The organism is Subtercola sp. Z020 (assembly GCF_002931235.1).
GTDB lineage: Bacteria > Actinomycetota > Actinomycetes > Actinomycetales > Microbacteriaceae > Subtercola.
In genome coordinates this window covers 67,705-88,302 of record NZ_PSTT01000040.1, presented here as the reverse complement: position 1 = coordinate 88,302, position 20,598 = coordinate 67,705, and the positions used below count along the sequence as shown (strand labels likewise).

Below are 20,598 nucleotides of genomic sequence, written 5' to 3'. Positions count from 1 at the left end.
CCGGGTACTGGGGTGTGCGGTGCCAGGGTCTCCGGCGACGCGAAGCCGTGGCCGGGAAGCATTCCGCTGCCCGCTCCGTCGACCGTGTTCGAGAAGCCGCGCCGCGTGACGGTGCTGGCGCACGACGGTGGCCCGGTTGCGGTCAACGACCGGGGCGCGCTGCTCGGTGTACCGGCGCTGTTCGCGGTGAACGAGGTGGCGGCGGGTGGTGGTGTCGCGGGTGGCATTGGCGCGACGGGCGGCGGCGGAGCACCGGGTGGTGGGGGCGCCGCAGGTGGCGCAGGCGTAGGCGAGAGTGCGGGCGTGGGCGGGGGCTCACGGAGCGGTCGCCCGGCGCTGGCGGCCGTGCCCCGACCCCGGCCGCTCACGGCGTGGGCGGGGCCGTGGCCGGTGCACGAACGCTGGTGGGACCAGGCTGTGGCCCGGTCGTTCCACCGCTTCCAGGTGGTCGACGCCGAGGGCACCGCCTGGCTGCTCGCCCTGCACGAGCACGGCTGGTGGGCGGAGGCGCGCTATGACTGAGCACACCCATACCTACACAGGCACCCACACAGGCACCGCAGACGGGGCGGGGGCAGCCTGATGGGGTTCGACAATCCGCCGATTCCGTGGTCCGAGCTCGAACGTCGGCTCTCCGATGTGCGACGTCCGGGTGACGATCCGAGCAAAGACGGCGGCGACGGGCCGGCGTTCTCCCGCAAACGCATGCCGTACGTTCCGCCGACCCTTCCGCCGAAACCCGAACTCGAACTCGACGACGGGCCCTTCGTCGGCTACGCCGAGCTCCACGCGCACTCGAACTTCAGCTTTCTCGACGGCGCCTCCTCCCCCGAGGAGCTGCTCGAAGAAGCCGCCCGGCTGCGGATGCACGGCCTCGCCCTGACCGACCATGACGGTTTCTATGGGGTCGTGCACCTCGCAGAAGCCGCGGAGTCGTACCCCAGCGTCTCCACGATCTTCGGCGCCGAGCTCTCCCTCGGGCTGAGCAAGCCGCAGAACGGGATGGCCGACCCCGAGGGCACCCACCTCGTCATCCTCGCCCGCAAGCAGGAGGGCTACCACCGGCTCTCCGGCGCGATCACCACCGGCCAGCTCGCGGTCGAGGCGGAGAAGGGGCGACCGCTCTACGACCTCGAACAGTTGGCCGACCAGGCCCGGGGCGGCAGCGGCGCCGACGGCAGCGAGTCGGGGGGTGTCGGCTCCGGCGATTCCGCGTGGATGGTGCTGACGGGCTGCCGCAAGGGCTCCGTGCGGCAGGCGCTCGCTTCAGAGGGCCTGCCCGGCGCCGCCCGCGAGCTCGACCGCCTCGTCGCCCTGTTCGGGCGCGACAACGTACTGGTCGAGCTGTTCGACCACGGCAATCCGCTCGACAGCGACGCCAACGACGCGCTCTTCGAGCTGGCGCAGAAGCACCGGGTGGCCAGCGTCGCGACGGGCAATGTGCACTACGCGACCCCGAAGCAGTTCCCCCTCGGGCAGGCGCTGGCCGCGGTTCGGGCCCGGCGGAGCCTCGACGACCTCGAAGGGTGGCTGCCGGCATCCGCCGGCTCGCACCTGCGGTCGGGCGGAGAGATGGCGGCGCGCTTCGCCCGGTACCCGGGTGCTGTCGAACGAACGGTGGAGGTGGCCGACGACCTGTCGTTCCAGCTGCGAACGGCCAAGCCGAAGCTCCCCCGGCAGGAGGTGCCCGAGGGGCACACGCCCATGAGCTACCTGCGCCAGCTGGTCGACGAGGCGATGGACGATCACTACCCCAACGCCTCCGAAGCGGTGCTGAAGCGCATCCAGAGCGAACTGGCGGTGATCGAACAGAAGGACTTTCCCGGCTACTTCCTCATCGTTCGCGACATCGTGCACGAGGCTCGGCGACTTGGCATCCTCTGCCAGGGGCGCGGGTCGGCCGCAAACTCGGCGGTCTGCTTCATCCTCGACATCACAGCGGTCGATTCGATCTTCTACAAGCTGCCGTTCGAACGGTTTTTGTCGAGCATGCGTGACGAAGAACCCGACATCGATGTCGATTTCGACTCCGACAGGCGGGAGGAGGTCATCCAGTACGTCTATCGCAAGTACGGGCGCCGAAACGCAGCGCAGGTCGCGAACGTGATCACCTATCGGCCGAAGTTCGCGGTGCGCGACATGGCCAAGGCCCTCGGGCACAGTCCCGGCCAGCAGGATGCCTGGTCGAAGCAGATCGAGCGCTGGGGCTCCACAGTGGCGAGCGAGGAGCACGACATCCCGGCCGACGTGATCGAACTGGCGGAGCAGGTGCTGAAGTTCCCGCGGCACATGGGCATCCATTCGGGAGGAATGGTGCTCACCGACCGCCCCGTCGGTGAGGTCTGCCCGATCGAGAACGGGCGAATGGATGGTCGCACCGTGCTGCAGTGGGACAAGGACGACTGTGCATGGATGGGGCTCGTGAAGTTCGACCTGCTCGGGCTAGGGATGCTGTCGGCGCTCCAGCACTCGCTCGACCTCGCCCGCGAGCACCTCGGCGAGGAGTGGAGCCTGAAGAGCATTCCTAAGGAGGAGCAGGGGGTCTACGACATGCTCTGCCGCGCCGACTCGATCGGAGTGTTCCAGGTGGAGAGTCGTGCGCAGATGGGTACGCTGCCGCGGCTGCAACCGCGCAGGTTCTACGACCTGGTGGTCGAGATCGCGCTCATCAGGCCTGGGCCGATCCAGGGTGGGGCCGTGCATCCGTACATCCGTCGCAAGCTGAAGCAGGAACCCGTCACGTACTTGCACCCGTTGCTCGAAGAACCTCTCGAACGAACGCTCGGGGTGCCACTGTTCCAGGAGCAGCTGATGCAGGTGGCGCAGGCGGTGGGCAACTGCACGCCCGAAGACGCCGACCTGCTGCGGCGGGCGATGGGGTCCAAGCGCGGTATCGAGAAGATCTCCTCGTTGAAGGGCAAGCTGTTCGAGGGGATGGCGTCGAACGGCATCGCCCCCGATGTCGCCGAGCAGATCTACCAGAAGATCGAGGCCTTCGCGAGCTTCGGGTTCGCCGAGAGCCATTCGAACAGCTTCGCGCTGCTGGTCTATGCGAGCTCCTGGTTCAAGCTGCACTACCCGGCGGCGTTCCTGGCGTCGCTGCTGCGTGCGCAGCCGATGGGGTTCTACTCGCCGCAGACACTGGTGGCGGATGCCCGGCGGCACGGCGTCGTGGTGCACCGCCCCGACATCCAGCGCTCAGGGGTGATGGCGGGGCTCGAGCCAAGCGCTGCCGGTGGTGCGGAGGGGGTGACCGCCGCGACCGGGATGGAGGAGTGCCTGCACACCGCGGGGCACCTGCCGAGCGAGACGTTCGACCGGTCGGTGCCGGCCGACTACCGCGAGCACCGGCGCGACGGCAACCTCGACGTGCAGCTGGGGCTCGGCGAGATCACGTCGATCGGCAAGAAGGTGGCCGAGCGCATCGTCGAGGAGCGCGACCGCGGTGGCCTGTACACAGACATGGCCGACGTCGCCCGGCGCAACGACCTCAATACCGCTCAGATGGAAGCGCTGGCGTCGGCCGGTGCCTTCACCAGCCTCGACCTGACCCGCCGGGAAGCCCTCTGGGAGGCGGGCAACGCCGCGCAGGACCGACCCGAGTTCCTGCAGGGCACGCACGTGAGTGTGCAGCCTCCGCTGCTGCCGATGTTGAGCCCGACCGAGCAGGTGGTCTACGACCTGTGGAGCACCGGCATCTCGCCGGAGGACCACCCCGTCGCGCACTCCCGCGACTGGCTGGCCGAGCGCGGCGCGCTGTCGATCGAGTCGCTGCAGACCTGCGAGAACGGGCGGCGCATCGAGGTCGGCGGGGTGGTGACGCATCGGCAGCGCCCGGCGACGGCCAGTGGCATCACGTTCGTGAACCTCGAAGATGAGACGGGCATCCTGAACGTGATCTGCAGCGTCGGAGTGTGGGGTCGGTACCGACGGGTGGCGAGGGAGGCGCCCGCGATGGTGGTGCGCGGCATCCTCGAGCGCACCGAAGACGGCATCATCAACCTCGTCGCCGATCGCATCGAGCTGCTGCCGCTCGGCGCCCCCACCCGCTCCCGCGACTTCCGCTGACCAGCCCGCCCCCGCGCTGGCCCACCTCACGCTGACCCACCTCGCCCCGCGCCGCGACGACCCGCTGACCCACCTCACGCTGACCCACCTCACGCTGACCCACTCCAGCTGCGGCCCGCGCTCTGCGGGATATGCCGCTCAGTCGCCCCGTCCTGACGGTCAAGGAGCACACACGCTGCCCTCGTGCAAGCCATTCTGGGCACTCAGTACTCCGTCGCGGGCCGGCCGGGGACTTGCACGGTAGCGCAGGGCTGGGGTGGCGCGTCGCGCTGGGTCCGCCGTCCCTTCGTCCGCTCGTCCGCGAGACCGTTCGTCCGCGAGACCGTTTGTCCGCGAGACCGTTTGTCCGCGAGACCGTTTGTCCGCGAGACCGACCCCTCTGCAAGTCGGTGTCGCCCGCAACTGTCCGTCTCGCGAAATAGCGGAGTGTGGAGCGCGGGCATGCACGGGGGCGGCGTACGGGTGCCACCGCGGGGAGGCGGCGCCTAGTGCGCCGCCTCGTTCCAGTTCTGGCCGCGGCCGAGCTGCACGTCGAGCGGCACCTTGAGGGTGGCGGCGGTGGACATGCGGGAGGTGACGATGGCGGCGAGGGCGTCCCACTCGCCGGGGTACACGTCGAAGACCAGCTCATCGTGTACCTGGAGGAGCATGCGCGACTGCAGGTCGTGCGAGGCGAGGTCGGCGGCGATGTTGACCATCGCGATCTTCAGGATGTCGGCGGCAGTGCCCTGGATGGGCGCGTTCAGCGCCTGGCGCTCGGCGTTGTCGCGCAGCACCCGGTTGCCGCTGTTCAGGTCGGGGAACATGCGGCGGCGGCCGAAGATGGTCTCGGTGTAGCCGTCTTCGCGCGCCTGAACAACGACGTTGCGGAGGTAGTCGCGCACGGCGCCGAAACGCTCGAAGTAGTCGGTCATCAGCTGCTTGGCCTCAGCGGTGGGGATGCGGAGCTGCTTCGACAGACCGAACGCCGACAACCCGTAGGCCAGCCCGTACGACATCGCCTTCACCTTCGAGCGCATGGCGGGGGTGACGTCGGAGGGGGCGACACCGAAGATGCGGGCGCCGACGAAGCGATGCAGGTCTTCGCCCGACTGGAACGCCGCGATCAGCCCTTCGTCTTCGGAGAGGTGCGCCATGATGCGCATCTCGATCTGCGAGTAGTCCGTGGTCAACAACGTCTCGTACGACTCCCCCACCATGAACGCCTTGCGGATGCGACGCCCCTCTTCGGTGCGCACCGGGATGTTCTGCAGGTTGGGGTCGGTCGAGGAGATGCGGCCCGTTGACGAGCCGGTCTGCACGTAGGTGGTGTGGATGCGCCGGTCGGATGCGATCGACTTGTCGAGCGTCTCGACGATCTGGTTGAGCTTGGTGGCGTCGCGGTGCGAGAGCAGCAGGTCGAGGAACGGATGCGGCGAGCTCGCCTGCAGGTCGGCCAGCGAGACCGCATCGGTCGAGAAGCCAGTCTTGGTAGCACGCGTCTTCGGCATGCCGAGCTGATCGAAGAGCACCTCCTGGATCTGCTTCGGCGAACCGAGGTTGATCTCGCGGTCGATGATGGCGAAGGCCTGCGTGGCCAGATCGGTCGAGCGGGCTGTCAGTTCGGAGCTGAGCTCCGAGAGCTGCTCGTGGCTGACCGCGACGCCGTCGAGTTCCATCTGGGCGAGCACCACGAGAACGGGCATCTCGATGTCGGTCAGCACCGAGCGGGAACCCGGTTCGAGCTTGGCATCGAGCACACGGGCGACGCGGCCGATGAACCACGCCTGCACGGCCGGGCCGATGACCGAGTCGTCGTCGGGCACCAGCTGGTTCGGGTCGGGCGAGGGCAGGGTCTCGGCGAGCATCCGGTCGACCAGGTCGGCCAGGGTGGGCGACGCGGTGTCGGATTTCAGCAACCAGGCAGCGACGGAGGTGTCGAAGGTGAGACCCGAGACCGTGAGGCCGGCCGTGAGCAGCGCCTTCAGCTGCACCTTTGCACCGTGCAGCAGTTTCGGGGAGTCGGAGGCGAGCCAGTTCTCGAACGGCAGGAAGTCGGCCGAGTCGGGAGACCACGGGAGGAACACCGCCGAGTCGGAGGCGGCGACACCGAAGCCAATCGGTCTGCCGTCGATCAGCTCGGTCGAGAGCGCGAGCCCGAACGGCTCGGAGACGGTGACGCGCTCGAACCACGCAGCAAGTTCTTCGCCGACCAGGTTCTGCGGGGTCGGCGCCACGACGGCCTTCGGGTCGACGACACCGTCACCCGAACCGCCCGAGCCCGACGCCCCGGCCCCGGCACCGCTCGCCGAACCGGCCAGGCCGCCCGACGCATCCAGCCCGTCGAGCTTGAAGACCCGCTCGAGCAGGGTGCGGAACTCGAGCCGGGAGAACAGTTCCCGAACACCCTCTTCGTCGATCGCCCGGCGGGCGAAGTCGGCGGGGCCGTTCTCGAGCTCGACGTCGGTGAGCAGGCGGTTCAGGCGGCGGTTGCGCACCGCGTTCTCCTGGAACTCGCGAAGGCTCTCGCCGACCTTGCCACCGATCTCGTCTGACCGGCGCAGGATCTCGTCGAGCGAACCGAACTGGTTCAGCCACTTCACCGCGGTCTTCTCGCCGACCTTCGGGATGCCCGGCAGATTGTCGCTCGTCTCCCCCACCAGCGCGGCGATCTCGGGGTACTGGTGCGGCTCGATGCCGTACCGTTCGAAGACCTTGTCGCGGTCGTAGCGCGTGAGGTCTGTCACGCCCTGGCGCGACGGGTAGAGCAGCGTGACGTTGTCGTTCACGAGCTGGATGGTGTCGCGGTCGCCCGAGACGACGAGCACCCGGAAGCCCTGTTCGACACCCTGCACCGAGAGGGTGGCGAGGATGTCGTCGGCCTCGTAGTTCTCCTTCTCGAGGGTGACGATGTTCATCGCATGCAGCGCGTTTTTCAGCAGCGGCACCTGACCGCCGAACTCGACCGGGGTCTCGCCGCGTGTGCCCTTGTACTCGGGGTACTCCGTGGTGCGGAAGGACTGCCGCGACATGTCGAAGGCGACAGCGATGTGGGTGGGCTTCTCGTTCTTCAGCAGCAGCAGCAGCATCGACAGAAACCCGTGGATGGCGTTCGTGTGCTGGCCGTCACGGGTGGTGAAGCTGTCGACCGGCAGGGCGTAGAACGCGCGGAAGGCGAGCGAGTGGCCGTCGATGAGAAGGAGGGTGGGCTGTTCGTTGTCGGACACACGGCAAGCCTACACACGGCCGCCGACACCGCCCGAGCGGCGAGTGGATGCCCCGGTCAGGGCTTGTCGCGGAGGAAATTCGTGATGCGCACCGTCGACAGCCGCCGACCGGCCTCGTCGCTGACGACGATCTCGTGCACCGTCAGCGTTCGGCCGAGCTTGATCGCCGTGCACACCCCCGTGACCACGCCGGAGGAGGCCGAGCCGGTGTGGCTGGCGTTCACCTCGATGCCCATCGCGATGCGACCCTCGCCGGCGTAGAGGTTCGCAGCGAACGAACCGAGGCTCTCGGCGAGCACGACGTAGGCGCCGCCGTGCACCATGCCGAACGGCTGGGTGTTGCCCTCGACGGGCATGGTCGCGACCGAGTGCTCCGGCGTCAGCTCGGTGAACTCGATGCCCATGCGTTCGGCAAGGGCACCACGCCCGAGCGCGAGGGCGCTGGTCTCGTCGATGGTGCCGACCCGTCTTACTTCTTGACCGACAGCTGCTCGATGATGGCCTGGGCGACGTCGTGCATCGTGAGACGCCGATCCATCGACGCCTTCTGGATCCACCGGAACGCCTCGGGCTCCGTGAGGCCCATCTTCTCGTTCAGCAGGCCCTTGGCCCGGTCGACGAGCTTGCGGGTCTCGAACCGTTCGACGAGGTCGGCGACCTCGGCCTCGAGCGTGATGATCTGGGCGTACCGCGAGAGAGCGATCTCGATCGCGGGGAGGAGGTCGTTCGGGGTGAAGGGCTTCACCACGTAGGCGAGGGCGCCGGCCTCGGTGGCACGCTCGACGAGCTCCTTCTGGCTGAAGGCGGTGAGGAGCACGACCGGTGCGATGTGACCCTTGCTGAGGCGCTCGGCGGCGGAGATGCCGTCGAGGAGGGGCATCTTGACATCCATGATGACGAGATCGGGGCGCAGTTCCGTTGCCAGGGCGACCGCCGTCTCACCGTCGCCGGCCTCGCCGACGACCTCGAAACCGGCATCGCGGAGGATTTCGACGATGTCGAGCCGGATCAGGGATTCGTCTTCAGCGACGACCACACGTCGGGGTGCGGTGGTGGAGGCAGGTTGGTCAGTCACAGAACTAACCCTACGGTATTCTGAACCGAGTTGAAGCGAGCCGGTGTGGCGGAATGGTAGACGCGGCGCACTCAAAATGCGTTGTCGCAAGACGTGTGGGTTCGAGTCCCACCACCGGTACGGGGTAAGGCGTAAGCAGGCGTCAGCACGAAGACGTCAGCAGGCGTCAGCACTGCACGTCGACGAAGGCTGCGTCGCACTCCTCGAACGCCACGCGCTCCTCGGCTGTCACGAAATCGAAGCCGACCGATGTGCGGCCGCGCTCGGCCACGTCCGGAGCGTACTTTCGGCCCGCCGCCAGCCCGCTCGCTGGTGCTGTCCCTGGTGACGACGGCGACACCGGCGGCCGGCTCGAAGGCACCGCCGAGCTGGTGGTCGGCACGGGCACCGGCCAACCGCACCGGGCGTCGCAGCCGCACCGTGCGTCGCAGCTGCACCCGGCGTCACAAGAGGTGGAGTCGACGACGCGACCGCACAGCCCGCGAGCACCAGCGCTCACAACAGGGAGAAGCCGCCCAGGGCGGCAGCCCGGGACGGCTTCTTCATGAGCGGGACAACTTAGTGGTCGAGCTCGTCGGGGTCGGGCTTCTGCGGGTTGTGGCCCTCACCGACGATGTGCACGCGCATGTCGTTGGTGGTGCCGGCCTTTCCGGGAGGCGATCCGCTGATCACCACGACCTTCTCGCCGAGGGCTGCCAGGTTCTCGCCGAGCAGGATGTCGTCGGCCTGCACCATGAGCTGGTCCGTGTGCTTGACCCGGTCGACGAGGTACGACTCGACGCCCCAGGAGAGCGCCATGCGGTTTCGGATGCCGGGCTCCGGGGTGAGGCCGATGATCGGGATGCTCGACCGCAGTCGCGTCATCCGGCGCACTGAGTCGCCCGTCTCCGTGAAGACGACCAGGTACTTGGCGCCGACGAAGTCAGCGACCTCTGAGGCGGCGAGCGTGATGGCGCCGGCCTGCGTGCGGGGCTTCGTGCCGAGCGCGGGGATGCGCTCGAGCCCGTGCACCTCGGTCGACTCCACGATGCGGGCCATGGTCTGCACGGTGATGACGGGGTACTCCCCCACGCTGGTCTCACCCGAGAGCATGACCGCGTCGGCGCCGTCGAGAACGGCGTTCGCGACATCCGAGGTCTCGGCGCGGGTGGGGATCGGCGAGGAGATCATCGATTCGAGCATCTGCGTCGCGACGATGACCGGCTTGGCCATGCGGCGGGAGAGTTCGACAGCGCGCTTCTGCACGATCGGCACGGCCTCGAGGGGCAGCTCGACACCGAGGTCGCCACGGGCGACCATGATGCTGTCGAACGCGTCGATGATCTCTTCGAGGTTGTCGACGGCCTGCGGCTTCTCGATCTTGGCGCAGACCGGGATGCGGCGCCCCTCTTCGGCCATGATCTCGTGCACGCGGGAGATGTCGGCGGCGTCGCGCACGAACGAGAGGGCGATGATGTCGGCACCGAGCTTGAGGCCCCAGCGCAGGTCGGCTTCGTCCTTCTCCGAAAGGGCGGGCACGTTCACTGCGACACCGGGCAGGTTGATGCCCTTGTTGTTCGAGACGTTGCCGGCGACGACCACCTCGGTGGTCACCACGACGCCGTCGGTCTCGAGAACGCGCACCTTGACCTTGCCGTCGTCGATCAGCAGGAAGTCGCCGGGCGAGACATCCTGAGGCAGGCCCTTGAAGGTGGTGCCCGAGAGCTCACGGGTACCGACCACGTCTTCGGTGGTGATCTTGAAGATGTCGCCCTGCTCGAGGTAGTAGGGGCCGCCTTCGAACTTGCCGAGGCGGATCTTCGGCCCCTGCAGGTCGACCAGCACGGCGACGGCACGGCCGGAGTCTTCGGCGGCCTTCCGCACGGTGGCGTAGATGCCCTCGTGCACGTCATAGGAGCCGTGGCTGAGGTTCATGCGGCAGACATCGACACCGGCATCGATGATCGCGCGGATGTTTTCGTACGACGACGTTGCCGGCCCGAGGGTGGCGACGATTTTAGCGCGTCTCATGTGAGGGAGTTGCTCCATTGTTCCTGCGCCGGGGCGCATCGGGTGGTTCTGTTCAGTCTGGGGTACTCAGACGGTGATTGCGCGGTCGCGCGGGGAAACGGGGAATGGCAGTTCGGTGGCACCTTCGAGATAGGTGTCGACAGCGGCGGCCGCGGCGCGGCCCTCGGCGATGGCCCAGACGATGAGCGACTGGCCGCGACCGGCGTCGCCGGCCACGAAGACACCGGGGCTCGACGTCTCGTAGGAGTCGCCCCGCTCGACGTTGCCGCGGGTGTCGAATGCGGCGCCCAGCTGGTGGTTCAGGCTGCCGTCTTCGGGGCCGGTGAAGCCGAGGGCGAGCAGTACGAGATCGGCGGGGATCTCGCGCTCGGTTCCGGCCTTCGGAACGCGGCGGCCGTCGAGGTACTCGGTCTCGGCGACGCGGATGGCGCGCACCTCGCCCGCGTCGTTCGACAGGAACTCCACGGTGGAGGCCAGGAACATGCGCTCCCCACCCTCTTCGTGGGCACTGGCCACCTCGAAGAGGTTGGGCACCATCGGCCAGGGCTGTTCGTCGGGGCGCTCGGTCGGCGGCTGCTGGCCGATGGCGAGGTTCGTCACCGAGAGCGCCTGCTGGCGGTGCGCGGTGCCGATGCAGTCGGCCCCGGTGTCACCACCGCCGAGAACGACCACGTGCTTGCCCTCAGCCGTGATCTGGTCGTCGACCGAGTCGCCGGCGCCGACCTTGTTCCCCTGCACGAGGTACTCCATGGCGAAGTGCACGCCGTCGAGGTCGCGACCGGGAATGGGCAGGTCGCGGGGAACGGTCGCCCCGGTGCAGATGATGACGGCGTCGTACCGCGAACGGAGGTCGGCCCAGGTGATGTCGACGCCGATGTTGATGCCGGCCCGGAACCGCGTGCCCTCCGCCATCATCTGGGTCAGGCGCGCCTCGAGGTGCTTCTTCTCCATCTTGAAGTCGGGGATGCCGTAGCGCAGCAGGCCGCCGATGCGGTCATCCCGCTCGTAGACGGCGACGGTGTGGCCGGCGCGGGTCAGCTGCTGGGCGGCGGCGAGGCCGGCGGGGCCCGACCCGACAACGGCGACCGTCTTGCCGGTGAGCCGCTCGGGCGGGTGCGGCGTGACCCAGCCGTTGGCGAACGCCTGGTCGATGATCGACTGCTCGACCTGTTTGATCGTGACGGCAGGCTGGTTGATGCCGAGCACGCACGAACTCTCGCACGGCGCGGGGCAGAGCCGGCCGGTGAACTCCGGGAAGTTGTTGGTCGCGTGCAGGCGCTCGATCGCCTGGCGGCCCTCGCCGCGCCAGGTGAGGTCGTTCCACTCCGGGATCAGGTTGCCGAGGGGGCAGCCGTGGTGGCAGAACGGGATTCCGCAGTCCATGCAGCGACCGGCCTGGCGCCGGGTCTCCGACGGGTCAGCGGCCTCGTACACCTCTTTCCAGTCCATCAGGCGGATGGGCACGGGGCGTCGCTTGGGGACTTCGCGCTCCGTGACTTTCAGGAACCCCTTCGGATCAGCCACCGGTTACCTCCAGAATCCTCTCCCAGACCACGTCGCCGTCGGGGTCGAGACCCTCGTCGACGGCCGTCTGGCGCGTAGCGAGCACGGCCGCATAGTCACGCGGCAGCACTTTCACGAAATCACGAATGGTCGCGTCGAAGTCGGCCAGCATCGCGGATGCGACGGCCGATCCCGTCTCCGACTCGTGCTCGGCGAGCAGTGAGCGCACGAGTGCGGCGTCTGCCTCGTCGAGGGTCGACAGCTGCAATTCGCCCGAGTTCAGCGAATCGGTGTTGACCAACTCGGGGCGCAGCCGGTGGATGTAGGCGGTGCCGCCCGACATGCCCGCGCCGAGGTTGCGCCCTGTCGCACCCAGGATGAGCGCGACGCCTCCGGTCATGTATTCGAGCGCGTGGTCGCCCACGCCCTCGGCGACGGCGGTCGCCCCCGAGTTGCGCACGAGGAACCGCTCGCCGACGATGCCGCGGATGAACATGCTGCCGCCGGTCGCTCCGTAGCCGATCACGTTCCCCGCGATGACGTTCTGCGACGCCTCGAAGGTCGACGCCCGGTTCGGCCGCACGACGACACGGCCGCCGGAGAGGCCCTTGCCGACGTAGTCGTTCGAGTCGCCCTCGAGCCGCAGAGTGATGCCGCGCGGCAGGAAGGCGCCGAGCGACTGGCCCGCCGAGCCCGTGAGAGTGATCTGGATGGTGTCGTCGGGCAGGCCGGCCTCGCCGTGCCTGACCGTCACCTCGTGCCCGAGCATGGTGCCCACGGCCCGCTCGGTGTTGCGGATCGGCAGGCTGATGACGACGGGTTCGCCGAACTTCAGTGCCTCTGCCGCGTCACGGATGAGACGGTTGTCGAAGTGCTTGTCGAGGTCGTGCTCCTGCGGGCGCCGGTTCACGCGCGGCTCGTCGTCGGCGAACTCCGGGCCGACGAGGATCGGGCTGAGGTCGAGGCCGTCGGCCTTCCAGTGCTCCAGAGCGTGGTCGACATTCAGCAGCTCGTGGTGGCCGATGGCCTCTTCGAGCGAGCGGAAACCGAGTTCGGCGAGGTACTCGCGCACCTCCTGCGCCAGGAACTCGAAGAAGTTCACCACGAATTCCGGCTTGCCCGTGAAGCGTGCCCGCAGCTCGGGGTTCTGCGTCGCGACGCCCACGGGGCAGGTGTCGAGGTGGCAGACCCGCATCATGACGCAGCCCGAGACGACGAGCGGTGCGGTTGCGAAACCGAACTCCTCGGCGCCGAGCAGAGCGCCGACGATCACGTCGCGGCCCGTCTTCATCTGGCCGTCGACCTGCACGACGACGCGGTCGCGCATCCCGTTCAGCATCAGCGTCTGCTGGGTCTCGGCGAGGCCGAGCTCCCACGGGGTTCCCGCGTGCTTCAGCGAGTTGAGCGGGCTGGCACCCGTTCCCCCGTCGTGGCCGGAGACGAGCACGACGTCGGCCAGGGCCTTCGTCACACCGGCCGCGACCGCGCCGATGCCGTTCTGGCTGACGAGCTTCACGTGCACCCGGGCTTCCGGGTTGGCACGCTTGAGGTCGAAAATCAGCTGCTTGAGGTCTTCGATCGAGTAGATGTCGTGGTGCGGGGGCGGCGAGATGAGACCGACGCCCGCCGTCGCATGCCGGGTGCGCGCCACCCAGGGGTACACCTTGGCCGGGGGCAGCTGACCGCCCTCGCCGGGCTTGGCGCCCTGCGCCATCTTGATCTGGATGTCGGTGGCGTGCGTCAGGTACATACTCGTGACGCCGAATCGACCCGACGCGACCTGCTTGATGGCGCTGCGGCGTTCGGGGTCGAGAAGGCGTACGGTGTCTTCGCCGCCCTCACCGGTGTTGGACTTGCCGCCGAGGCGGTTCATCGCCACCGCCAGGGTGGTATGCGCCTCCTCGGAGATCGAGCCGTAGCTCATCGCTCCGGTGGAGAACCGCTTCACGATCGACTCCACCGACTCGACCTCGTCGAGCGGGATGGCCGGCCGGGCATCCGTCTTCAGCTTGAACAGGCCGCGGAGCGTCATCAACTCGGCCGCCTGGTCGTCGACCAGCTTCGTGTACTCGCGGAAGATGTCGTAGCGCCGGGCCCGCGTGGAGTGCTGCAGCCGGAACACCGTGTCGGGGTTGAACAGGTGCGGCGGGCCTTCGCGGCGCCACTGGTACTCGCCGCCGACCGCGAGCGGCTCGTGCACCGTGATGGCGCCGTCGTCGGGGTACGCGGCCATGTGCCGGGAGGCGCTCTCTGCCGCGATCACGCTGATGCCGACACCGCCGAGCTTCGAGGAGGTGCCGGTGAAGTACTGCGCGACGAACTGCTTCTCGAGCCCGACCGCCTCGAACGCCTGGGCGCCCGCGTACGACGAGACGGTGGAGATGCCCATCTTCGACATGATCTTCAGAACGCCCTTGCCGAGCGCCTTGATGACGTTCTTGACGGCCTTTTCCGGGGTGATCCCCGTGATCATGCCGCTCCGCACGAGGTTCTCGCACGTCTCCATCGCGAGGTACGGGTTGATGGCGGATGCCCCGTAGCCGATCAGCAGGGCGACATGGTGCACCTCGCGCACGTCACCGGCCTCGACGATGATGCCGACCTTCATGCGCGTCTCGCGACGGATGAGGTGGTGGTGCACGCCCGAGAGCATGAGCAGCGAGGGAACGGGAGCGTTCTCCTTGTTGGAGTCGCGATCGGAGAGAACGATGAAGTTCGCGCCGTTCGCGATCGCCTCGTCGGCCTCAGCGCACATCTCGGCGATGCGCTCCTCCATCGCCGACGGGCCGTTCTCGACCCGGTAGAGGCCGCGGATGGTCGTGGTCGTCGAGCTGCCCGACGTCGGATCGATGTGCTGGATCTTCGCGAGCTCGTCGTTGTCGATCACCGGGAAGTCGAGCACGACCTGGCCGGTGTGGCCGGGCGTCGCGTCGAGCAGGTTGCGCTCGGGGCCGAGCCCCAGGCGGAGCGACGTCACGACCTCCTCGCGGATCGAGTCGAGCGGCGGGTTGGTCACCTGCGCGAACTGCTGGGTGAAGTAGTCGAAGAGCAGCCGCGGGCGCTTCGAGAGAACCGCGATCGGGGTGTCGGAGCCCATGGCACCGAGCGGCTCCGCACCGTTCTTCGCCATCGGCGTGAGCAGGATGCGGATCTCCTCCTCGGTGAACCCGAACGTGCGCTGGCGGCGGGTGACCGAGGCGGGGGTGTGCACGATGTGCTCGCGTTCGGGCAGGTCGCGCAGGTTGATGCGCCCCTTCTCGAGCCAGTCGGCCCAGGGCTCGGATGCCGCGAGCTCGGCTTTTATCTCGTCGTCTTCGATGAGGCGACCGGCCTCGGTGTCGACCAGGAACATCTTGCCGGGGCGGAGGCGACCCTTTCGAACGACCTTCGCGGGGTCGACATCGAGCACGCCGATCTCGCTCGCCAGCACGACGAGACCGTCGTCGGTGATGAGGTAGCGGCCGGGGCGGAGCCCGTTGCGGTCGAGGGTGGCGCCCACCAGGTCGCCGTCGGTGAACACGAGGGCGGCGGGACCGTCCCACGGTTCCATCAGCATGGAGTGGAACTCGTAGAACGCGCGGCGCTCGGGGTCGAAGTCGGCGTTGTTCTCCCACGCCTCGGGCACCATCATCATGATGGCGTGCGGCAGCGGCCGGCCGGCGAGGGTCAGCAGCTCGACGACCTCGTCGAACGAGGCGGAGTCGCTGGCCCCGGGCGTGACGATGGGCAGCAACGGCTGCATGTCGCCGAGCAGCTCGCTCTTCAACTGCGACTGCCGCGCCCGCATCCAGTTTCGGTTGCCCTGCACTGTGTTGATCTCGCCGTTGTGCGCCATCATGCGGAGCGGTTGGGCCAGCGGCCACGACGGGAAGGTGTTCGTCGAGTAGCGCGAGTGCACCAGAGCGAGCTTCGAGGCGAAGCGCTCGTCGCTGAGGTCGGGGTAGAACGGCTCGAGCTGCAGCGTCGTGACCATGCCCTTGTAGGTCAGGGTGCGCGCCGAGAGCGACATGAAGTAGACCTCGTGCTCGTGCTCGACGCGCTTGCGCAGCCGATAGGTGAGCCGGTCGAGCTGGATGCCCGTGGGGGTGTTGCCCGCGGCATCGTGGTGCTTCGCGGTGACGAACAGCTGCCTGATCGCCGGCATCGCCTCGCGGGCGAGGCGGCCGAGCTCGTCGGGGCGCACCGGAACATCGCGCCAGCCCAGCACGGTGAGACCCTCTTCGTCGGCGATCTCGGCGAGGCGGGCGACGACCTTCTCGCGCTCGTCGTGGTCGAGCGGCAGGAAGGCGTTGCCCACGGCGTAGTGCCCGACCTCGGGAAGCTCGAACCCTGCGACGGCGCGCAGGAACTCGTCGGGGATCTGGGTCAGGATGCCGGCACCGTCACCGGTACCGGCGTCGGAGCCGACGGCTCCCCGGTGCTCGAGGTGCCGCAGGGCATCCAGAGCCGTGTCGATGATGTCGTGGCCGGCCGTACCGCGGAGCGTCGCGACCATGGCCAGGCCGCACGCATCTTTCTCGTTCGCAGGGTCGTACATGCCCTGCGCCTGCGGGTTCATGCTGAAGCTGGGAGAGGTGCTGTTCTCAACCATTGGAATCCATCCCCCCGGCAGGTGAGACACCGGGTTGTTGAAGAATTGGGACGCCGGCGGCCCGAGTGAAAAACGATGGTGAAGGGATGCAGTGGTGTGCGACTGCTGTTGCGGTGCTACTTCTTGCCGACTGTGCTTGTGGCCTTCGGCTCGGTGTGCGGGGGGTTCGTGGTGGCTGAGGTCGACACCGGCTCGCCAGAAGCATCGTCGCTGCTGAGTTCTTCGTCGGTGTACCTGTCGTTGGAGTCTACCTCAGCGTTGGCGGGAACCCACGCGATGCCCGATCGGTACGGCCCGCGTTCGACACCCGGGTGGCGCTTCGTCTGCACGACGATCAGGATCAGGCCGACGAGGATGGAGATCCACGAGGCCCAGACGTTGGTGCGCACCCCGAAGAAGATCTCGCTCGGGTCGATGCGGATCGTCTCGAAGACACTGCGGCCCGCGCCGTACCAGATCAGGTAGGCGCCGAAGACCTTGCCCCACTGCAGCTTCAGACGGCTCGAGAGCATCAGCAGCACGATGACGCCGACGACGTCCCAGATGACCTCGTAGGCGAAGGTCGGCTGGAACAGGGTTCCGGGGGCCAGGCCGACCGGGATGGCCGGGTTGGGAGAGGCGATCTCGAGTCCCCACCAGCCGTCGGTCGGGTACCCGAACAGCTCCTGGTTGAAGTAGTTGCCGAACCGGCCGAACGCCTGGGCGAGCAGCAGCCCGGGTGCGAGGGCGTCACCGAACGTCCACAGGCGGATGCCGGTGAGACGGCAGCCGATGTAGGCACCGAGGGCGCCGCCCAGCAGGCCGCCGTAGATGGCGATGCCACCCTCCCAGATGTAGAGCGTCTTCAGGAGGTCGGCGCCCGGGTAGAAGTAGTCGCCCGGGTGGGTCAGTACGTGGAACACGCGGGAGCCGATGATGCCGAGCGGCACCGCCCAGAGGATGATGTCGAGAACGATGCCCGGCTCCGCACCCCGCTTGGTGAGCCGACGCGAGGTCATGATGGTCGCGATGATGATGCCCAGCAGGATGCAGAGCGCGTAGATGCGGATGCTCAGGTTCCAGGTGGGGGGCAGGTCGATGCCCAACGTACGAATCCACCCGGTGATGTCAAGCGAGTTGATCGACGGGCTGGGAATGCTCTGCGGCAGAAACACCTGGTGGTAGACCTTCCATACGGGGGTGCGATTGCGAAGAGGGCAAACGGCAAGCCCAATTCTAAGGGTCAGCGGGCGGTGCCAGCAGCCAGCCCGGCGGCGACGCGCGCGGCGCCCGCCACTCCGTCTTCGCCGAGGGCACGCACGAGCGCCGAGCCCACGATCGCACCGTCGGAGTACTCGAGCACCTCGCGCACCTGGTCGCCGGTGGAGATGCCGATACCGACGCAGGCGCTGGTGGAGCCGGCCGCGCGCAACCGGTCGACGAGGGTGCGCGCCGAGGCGTCGACGTCGCTCCGCGCCCCGGTGACGCCCATGGTCGACACCACGTACACGAAGCCGCGGCTGTTGTCGACGACGACCTTCAGGCGTTCGTCGGTCGAGGTCGGGGCGGCGAGGAAGACGCGGTCGAGGCCCGTGCGGTCGCTGGCCGCGAGCCAGTCCGCGCCCGAGTCCACAGTGAGGTCGGGGGTGATGAGACCCGCTCCCCCGGCCGAGACGAGGTCGTCGGCGAACCGGTCGACGCCGTACTGCACGACAGGGTTCCAGTAGGTCATCAGGAGGGTGGGGGCATCCACCCGCGAGCGGATCGCCTCGACGGCGGTGAACGCATCGCGCAGGCGGAAGCCGTTCTCGAGTGCGGTCTGGGTCGCCCGCTGGATGACCGGGCCGTCCATCACGGGATCGGAGTAGGGCAGCCCGAGCTCCAGGATGTCGACGCCGTTCTCCACGAGCGCCACGGCCGCGTCGATGCTGCTCTGGAGGGTCGGGAAGCCCACCGGCAGGTAGCCGATGAGCGCCCCGGCACGCTGTTCGTTGGCCGACGCGATGCGGGTGCCGACGGGTGACGCGGTTCTGGATGCCGCGGCGGCGGTCTCGCTCACAGCTGCACTCCTCGGCCCGAAGCCAGCTCCGCAGCCTCGTCTGAGCCGGCGCGCAGTTCGTCAGAGAGTGCCTCGCTCGCGAGGTCACCGGGCTCGAGGGCACTCGCCTCGAGTTCGGTCGCGACCAGCGCCGCCTCGTCGAGCACGCCGAAGTATCGCGCCGCCGTCTCCACGTCTTTGTCGCCGCGGCCGCTGAGGTTCAGCAGGATGACGCTGTCGGGGCCGAGCTGCTGACCGAGCGCGAGTGCACCGGCCAGAGCGTGCGCCGACTCGATCGCGGGGATGATGCCCTCGGTCTGGCAGAGCAGGCGGAAGGCCGACATCGCCTCGGAATCGGTCACCGGCACGTACTGGGCACGGCCGATCGAGGCCAACCAGGCGTGCTCCGGCCCGACGCCGGGGTAGTCGAGGCCCGCGGAGATGGAATGCGAGTCGAGGGTCTGGCCGTCGGCATCCTGCAGCATCATGCTGCGCGAGCCGTGCAGCACGCCGGGGCGGCCCATCGTGATCGTCGCAGCGTGGCGGAGCGTCTCGACGCCGTCGCCCGCGGCCTCGTAGCCGACCAGCGCGACATCGGGGTCGTCGAGGAACGCGTGGAAGATGCCGATCGCGTTCGACCCGCCTCCCACGCACGCCACCACGGCGTCAGGCAGGGCACCGGTGAGGTCGAGCACCTGCTGGCGCGCCTCCTCGCCGATGATCTTGTGGAAGTCGCGCACCATCACCGGGAACGGATGCGGCCCCGCGACCGTGCCGAGCACGTAGTGCGTGTCGCCGACGTTGGCGACCCAGTCGCGGAACGCCTCGTTCAGGGCGTCTTTCAGGGTGCGCGTTCCGGTGGTGACCGGAACGACCTCGGCGCCGAGCAGACGCATGCGCGCCACGTTCAGCGCCTGGCGTTCGGTGTCGACCTCGCCCATGTAGACGACGCAGCTCATGCCCATCAGGGCGGCGGCCGTCGCCGTGGCGACGCCGTGCTGGCCGGCGCCGGTCTCGGCGATCAGGCGGGTCTTGCCGAGACGCTTCGCGAGCAGCGCCTGGCCCAGCACGTTGTTGATCTTGTGCGAGCCCGTGTGGTTCAGGTCTTCGCGCTTCAGGATCAGCCGGGCCCCGCCCGCGTGCGCCGCGAACCGGGGCACCTCGGTGAGGATCGAGGGCCGGCCGGTGTAGGTCTTGTGCAGCTCGGTGAGCTCGGCCGCGAAGGCCGGGTCGTTCTTGGCCTCGTCGTAGGCGACCGAGATCTCGTCGAGCGCGGCGATCAGCGATTCGGGCATGAACCGCCCGCCGAACTCCCCGAAGAACGGGCCCTGCTCGTCGCGGAGGTGCGTGGTCATGAGACTCCCAGGAATTCTTCGAGCGTGCGGGCGGGGTCGCCGGTGACGAGGGCCTCCCCGACCAGCACCACGTCGGCGCCGCTCGAGCGGTAGTGGCTGACGTCGGCTGCGGTCTTCACCGCAGACTCGGCCACCCGGATGATGCCGGCCGGAATGCGGTCGGCGAGGGTGCCGAACAGGTCGCGGTCGAGCTCGAACGTCGTCAGGTTGCGAGCGTTGACGCCGATGAGGGAGGCTCCGATGTCGAGAGCCCGCTCGACCTCGTCGGCCGAGTGGGTCTCGACGAGGGGGGTCATGCCGAGCGACGAGATCAGTTCGTGCAGGTGCACGAGCGTCGGCTGGTCGAGGGCGGCGACGATGAGCAGCACAAGGTCGGCACCCGCCGCCCTGGCCTCGAACACCTGGTAGTCGAGCGTGATGAAGTCTTTGCGGAGCACGGGGATGGTCACGGCATCCCGCACCAGTTCGAGGTCGCGGAGCGAACCCTTGAACTTGCGGCCCTCGGTGAGCACGCTGACGGTGCTGGCACCGGCGGACTGGTAGGTCGACGCGAGCGAGGCCGGGTCGGCGATCGCCGCGAGGGCGCCGCGCGACGGGCTCGAGCGCTTCACTTCGGCGATGATCTTGACGCGTTCGGCCGGGGCGAGGAAGGCGAGGGCGTCGAGGGCGGGCGGAGCCGCGAGGGCCTTCTGCTCGACCTCGGCGAAACCGACCAGCTCGAGCCGGGCGGCCGCGTCTTCAGCGGCCCCGGCGGTGAGAGAGGAGAGCACGGG

The 20,598-nt window shown here is 68.4% G+C and carries 11 protein-coding genes, 1 tRNA gene and 1 pseudogene; 3 read left to right on the top strand and 10 right to left on the bottom strand.

All coding sequences use genetic code 11. The annotated features are described in order from the left end of the window. Both C5B96_RS17565 and C5B96_RS05255 read left to right on the top strand, forming a co-directional pair. Positions 1–522 (top strand): annotated as a pseudogene (locus C5B96_RS17565) (hypothetical protein); the annotation flags it as partial. A gap of 60 nt (positions 523–582) precedes the next feature. Next, positions 583–4,068: an error-prone DNA polymerase gene (locus tag C5B96_RS05255; RefSeq protein ID WP_104243640.1), complete on the top strand. Its 3,486-nt coding sequence runs from the start codon at positions 583–585 to the stop codon at positions 4,066–4,068. Positions 4,069–4,553: 485 nt separating this feature from the next. On the opposite strand, the gene polA is transcribed toward C5B96_RS05255, so the two are convergent. The 3 genes from polA to C5B96_RS05240 form a co-directional block, all read right to left on the bottom strand. Further along, positions 4,554–7,274, bottom strand: coding sequence for a DNA polymerase I (gene polA / locus C5B96_RS05250; RefSeq protein WP_104243638.1), 2,721 nt, complete (start codon positions 7,272–7,274; stop codon positions 4,554–4,556). Positions 7,275–7,330: 56 nt separating this feature from the next. After that, positions 7,331–7,678 (bottom strand): PaaI family thioesterase, encoded by a 348-nt coding sequence (locus C5B96_RS05245; RefSeq protein ID WP_104243636.1) that lies wholly within the window; start codon positions 7,676–7,678, stop codon positions 7,331–7,333. A 65-nt stretch (positions 7,679–7,743) separates the two neighbouring features. Next, positions 7,744–8,349, bottom strand: coding sequence for an ANTAR domain-containing response regulator (locus C5B96_RS05240; RefSeq protein ID WP_142206616.1), 606 nt, complete (start codon positions 8,347–8,349; stop codon positions 7,744–7,746). A 39-nt stretch (positions 8,350–8,388) separates the two neighbouring features. Between C5B96_RS05240 and C5B96_RS05235 the strand changes: the two genes are divergently transcribed. Further along, positions 8,389–8,469, top strand: a tRNA-Leu gene (locus C5B96_RS05235). Between the two features lie 438 nt (positions 8,470–8,907). On the opposite strand, the gene pyk is transcribed toward C5B96_RS05235, so the two are convergent. The 7 genes from pyk to trpC form a co-directional block, all read right to left on the bottom strand. Beyond that, positions 8,908–10,377: a pyruvate kinase gene (pyk, locus tag C5B96_RS05230; protein ID WP_255414698.1), complete on the bottom strand. Its 1,470-nt coding sequence runs from the start codon at positions 10,375–10,377 to the stop codon at positions 8,908–8,910. Positions 10,378–10,425: 48 nt separating this feature from the next. Further along, positions 10,426–11,883: a glutamate synthase subunit beta gene (locus C5B96_RS05225; protein WP_104243629.1), complete on the bottom strand. Its 1,458-nt coding sequence runs from the start codon at positions 11,881–11,883 to the stop codon at positions 10,426–10,428. Then, positions 11,876–16,453 (bottom strand): glutamate synthase large subunit, encoded by a 4,578-nt coding sequence (gene gltB, locus C5B96_RS05220; protein ID WP_104243627.1) that lies wholly within the window; start codon positions 16,451–16,453, stop codon positions 11,876–11,878. Before gltB ends, C5B96_RS05225 begins: the two co-directional genes overlap by 8 nt. Before the next feature lie 116 nt (positions 16,454–16,569). Beyond that, positions 16,570–17,547 (bottom strand): prolipoprotein diacylglyceryl transferase, encoded by a 978-nt coding sequence (lgt, locus tag C5B96_RS05215; RefSeq protein ID WP_233189017.1) that lies wholly within the window; start codon positions 17,545–17,547, stop codon positions 16,570–16,572. Between the two features lie 128 nt (positions 17,548–17,675). Continuing rightward, entirely contained in the window at positions 17,676–18,491 is an 816-nt protein-coding gene (trpA, locus tag C5B96_RS05210) for a tryptophan synthase subunit alpha (RefSeq protein ID WP_104243623.1), read from the bottom strand. Further along, the gene (gene trpB, locus C5B96_RS05205) at positions 18,488–19,825 is read right to left on the bottom strand and encodes a tryptophan synthase subunit beta (RefSeq protein WP_104243621.1); all 1,338 of its coding nucleotides are present in this window, start codon (positions 19,823–19,825) and stop codon (positions 18,488–18,490) included. The genes trpA and trpB overlap by 4 nt, the downstream gene beginning before the upstream one ends. Then, the gene (gene trpC / locus C5B96_RS05200) at positions 19,822–20,595 is read right to left on the bottom strand and encodes an indole-3-glycerol phosphate synthase TrpC (protein ID WP_104243619.1); all 774 of its coding nucleotides are present in this window, start codon (positions 20,593–20,595) and stop codon (positions 19,822–19,824) included. The genes trpB and trpC overlap by 4 nt, the downstream gene beginning before the upstream one ends. Positions 20,596–20,598: the final 3 nt, after the last annotated feature.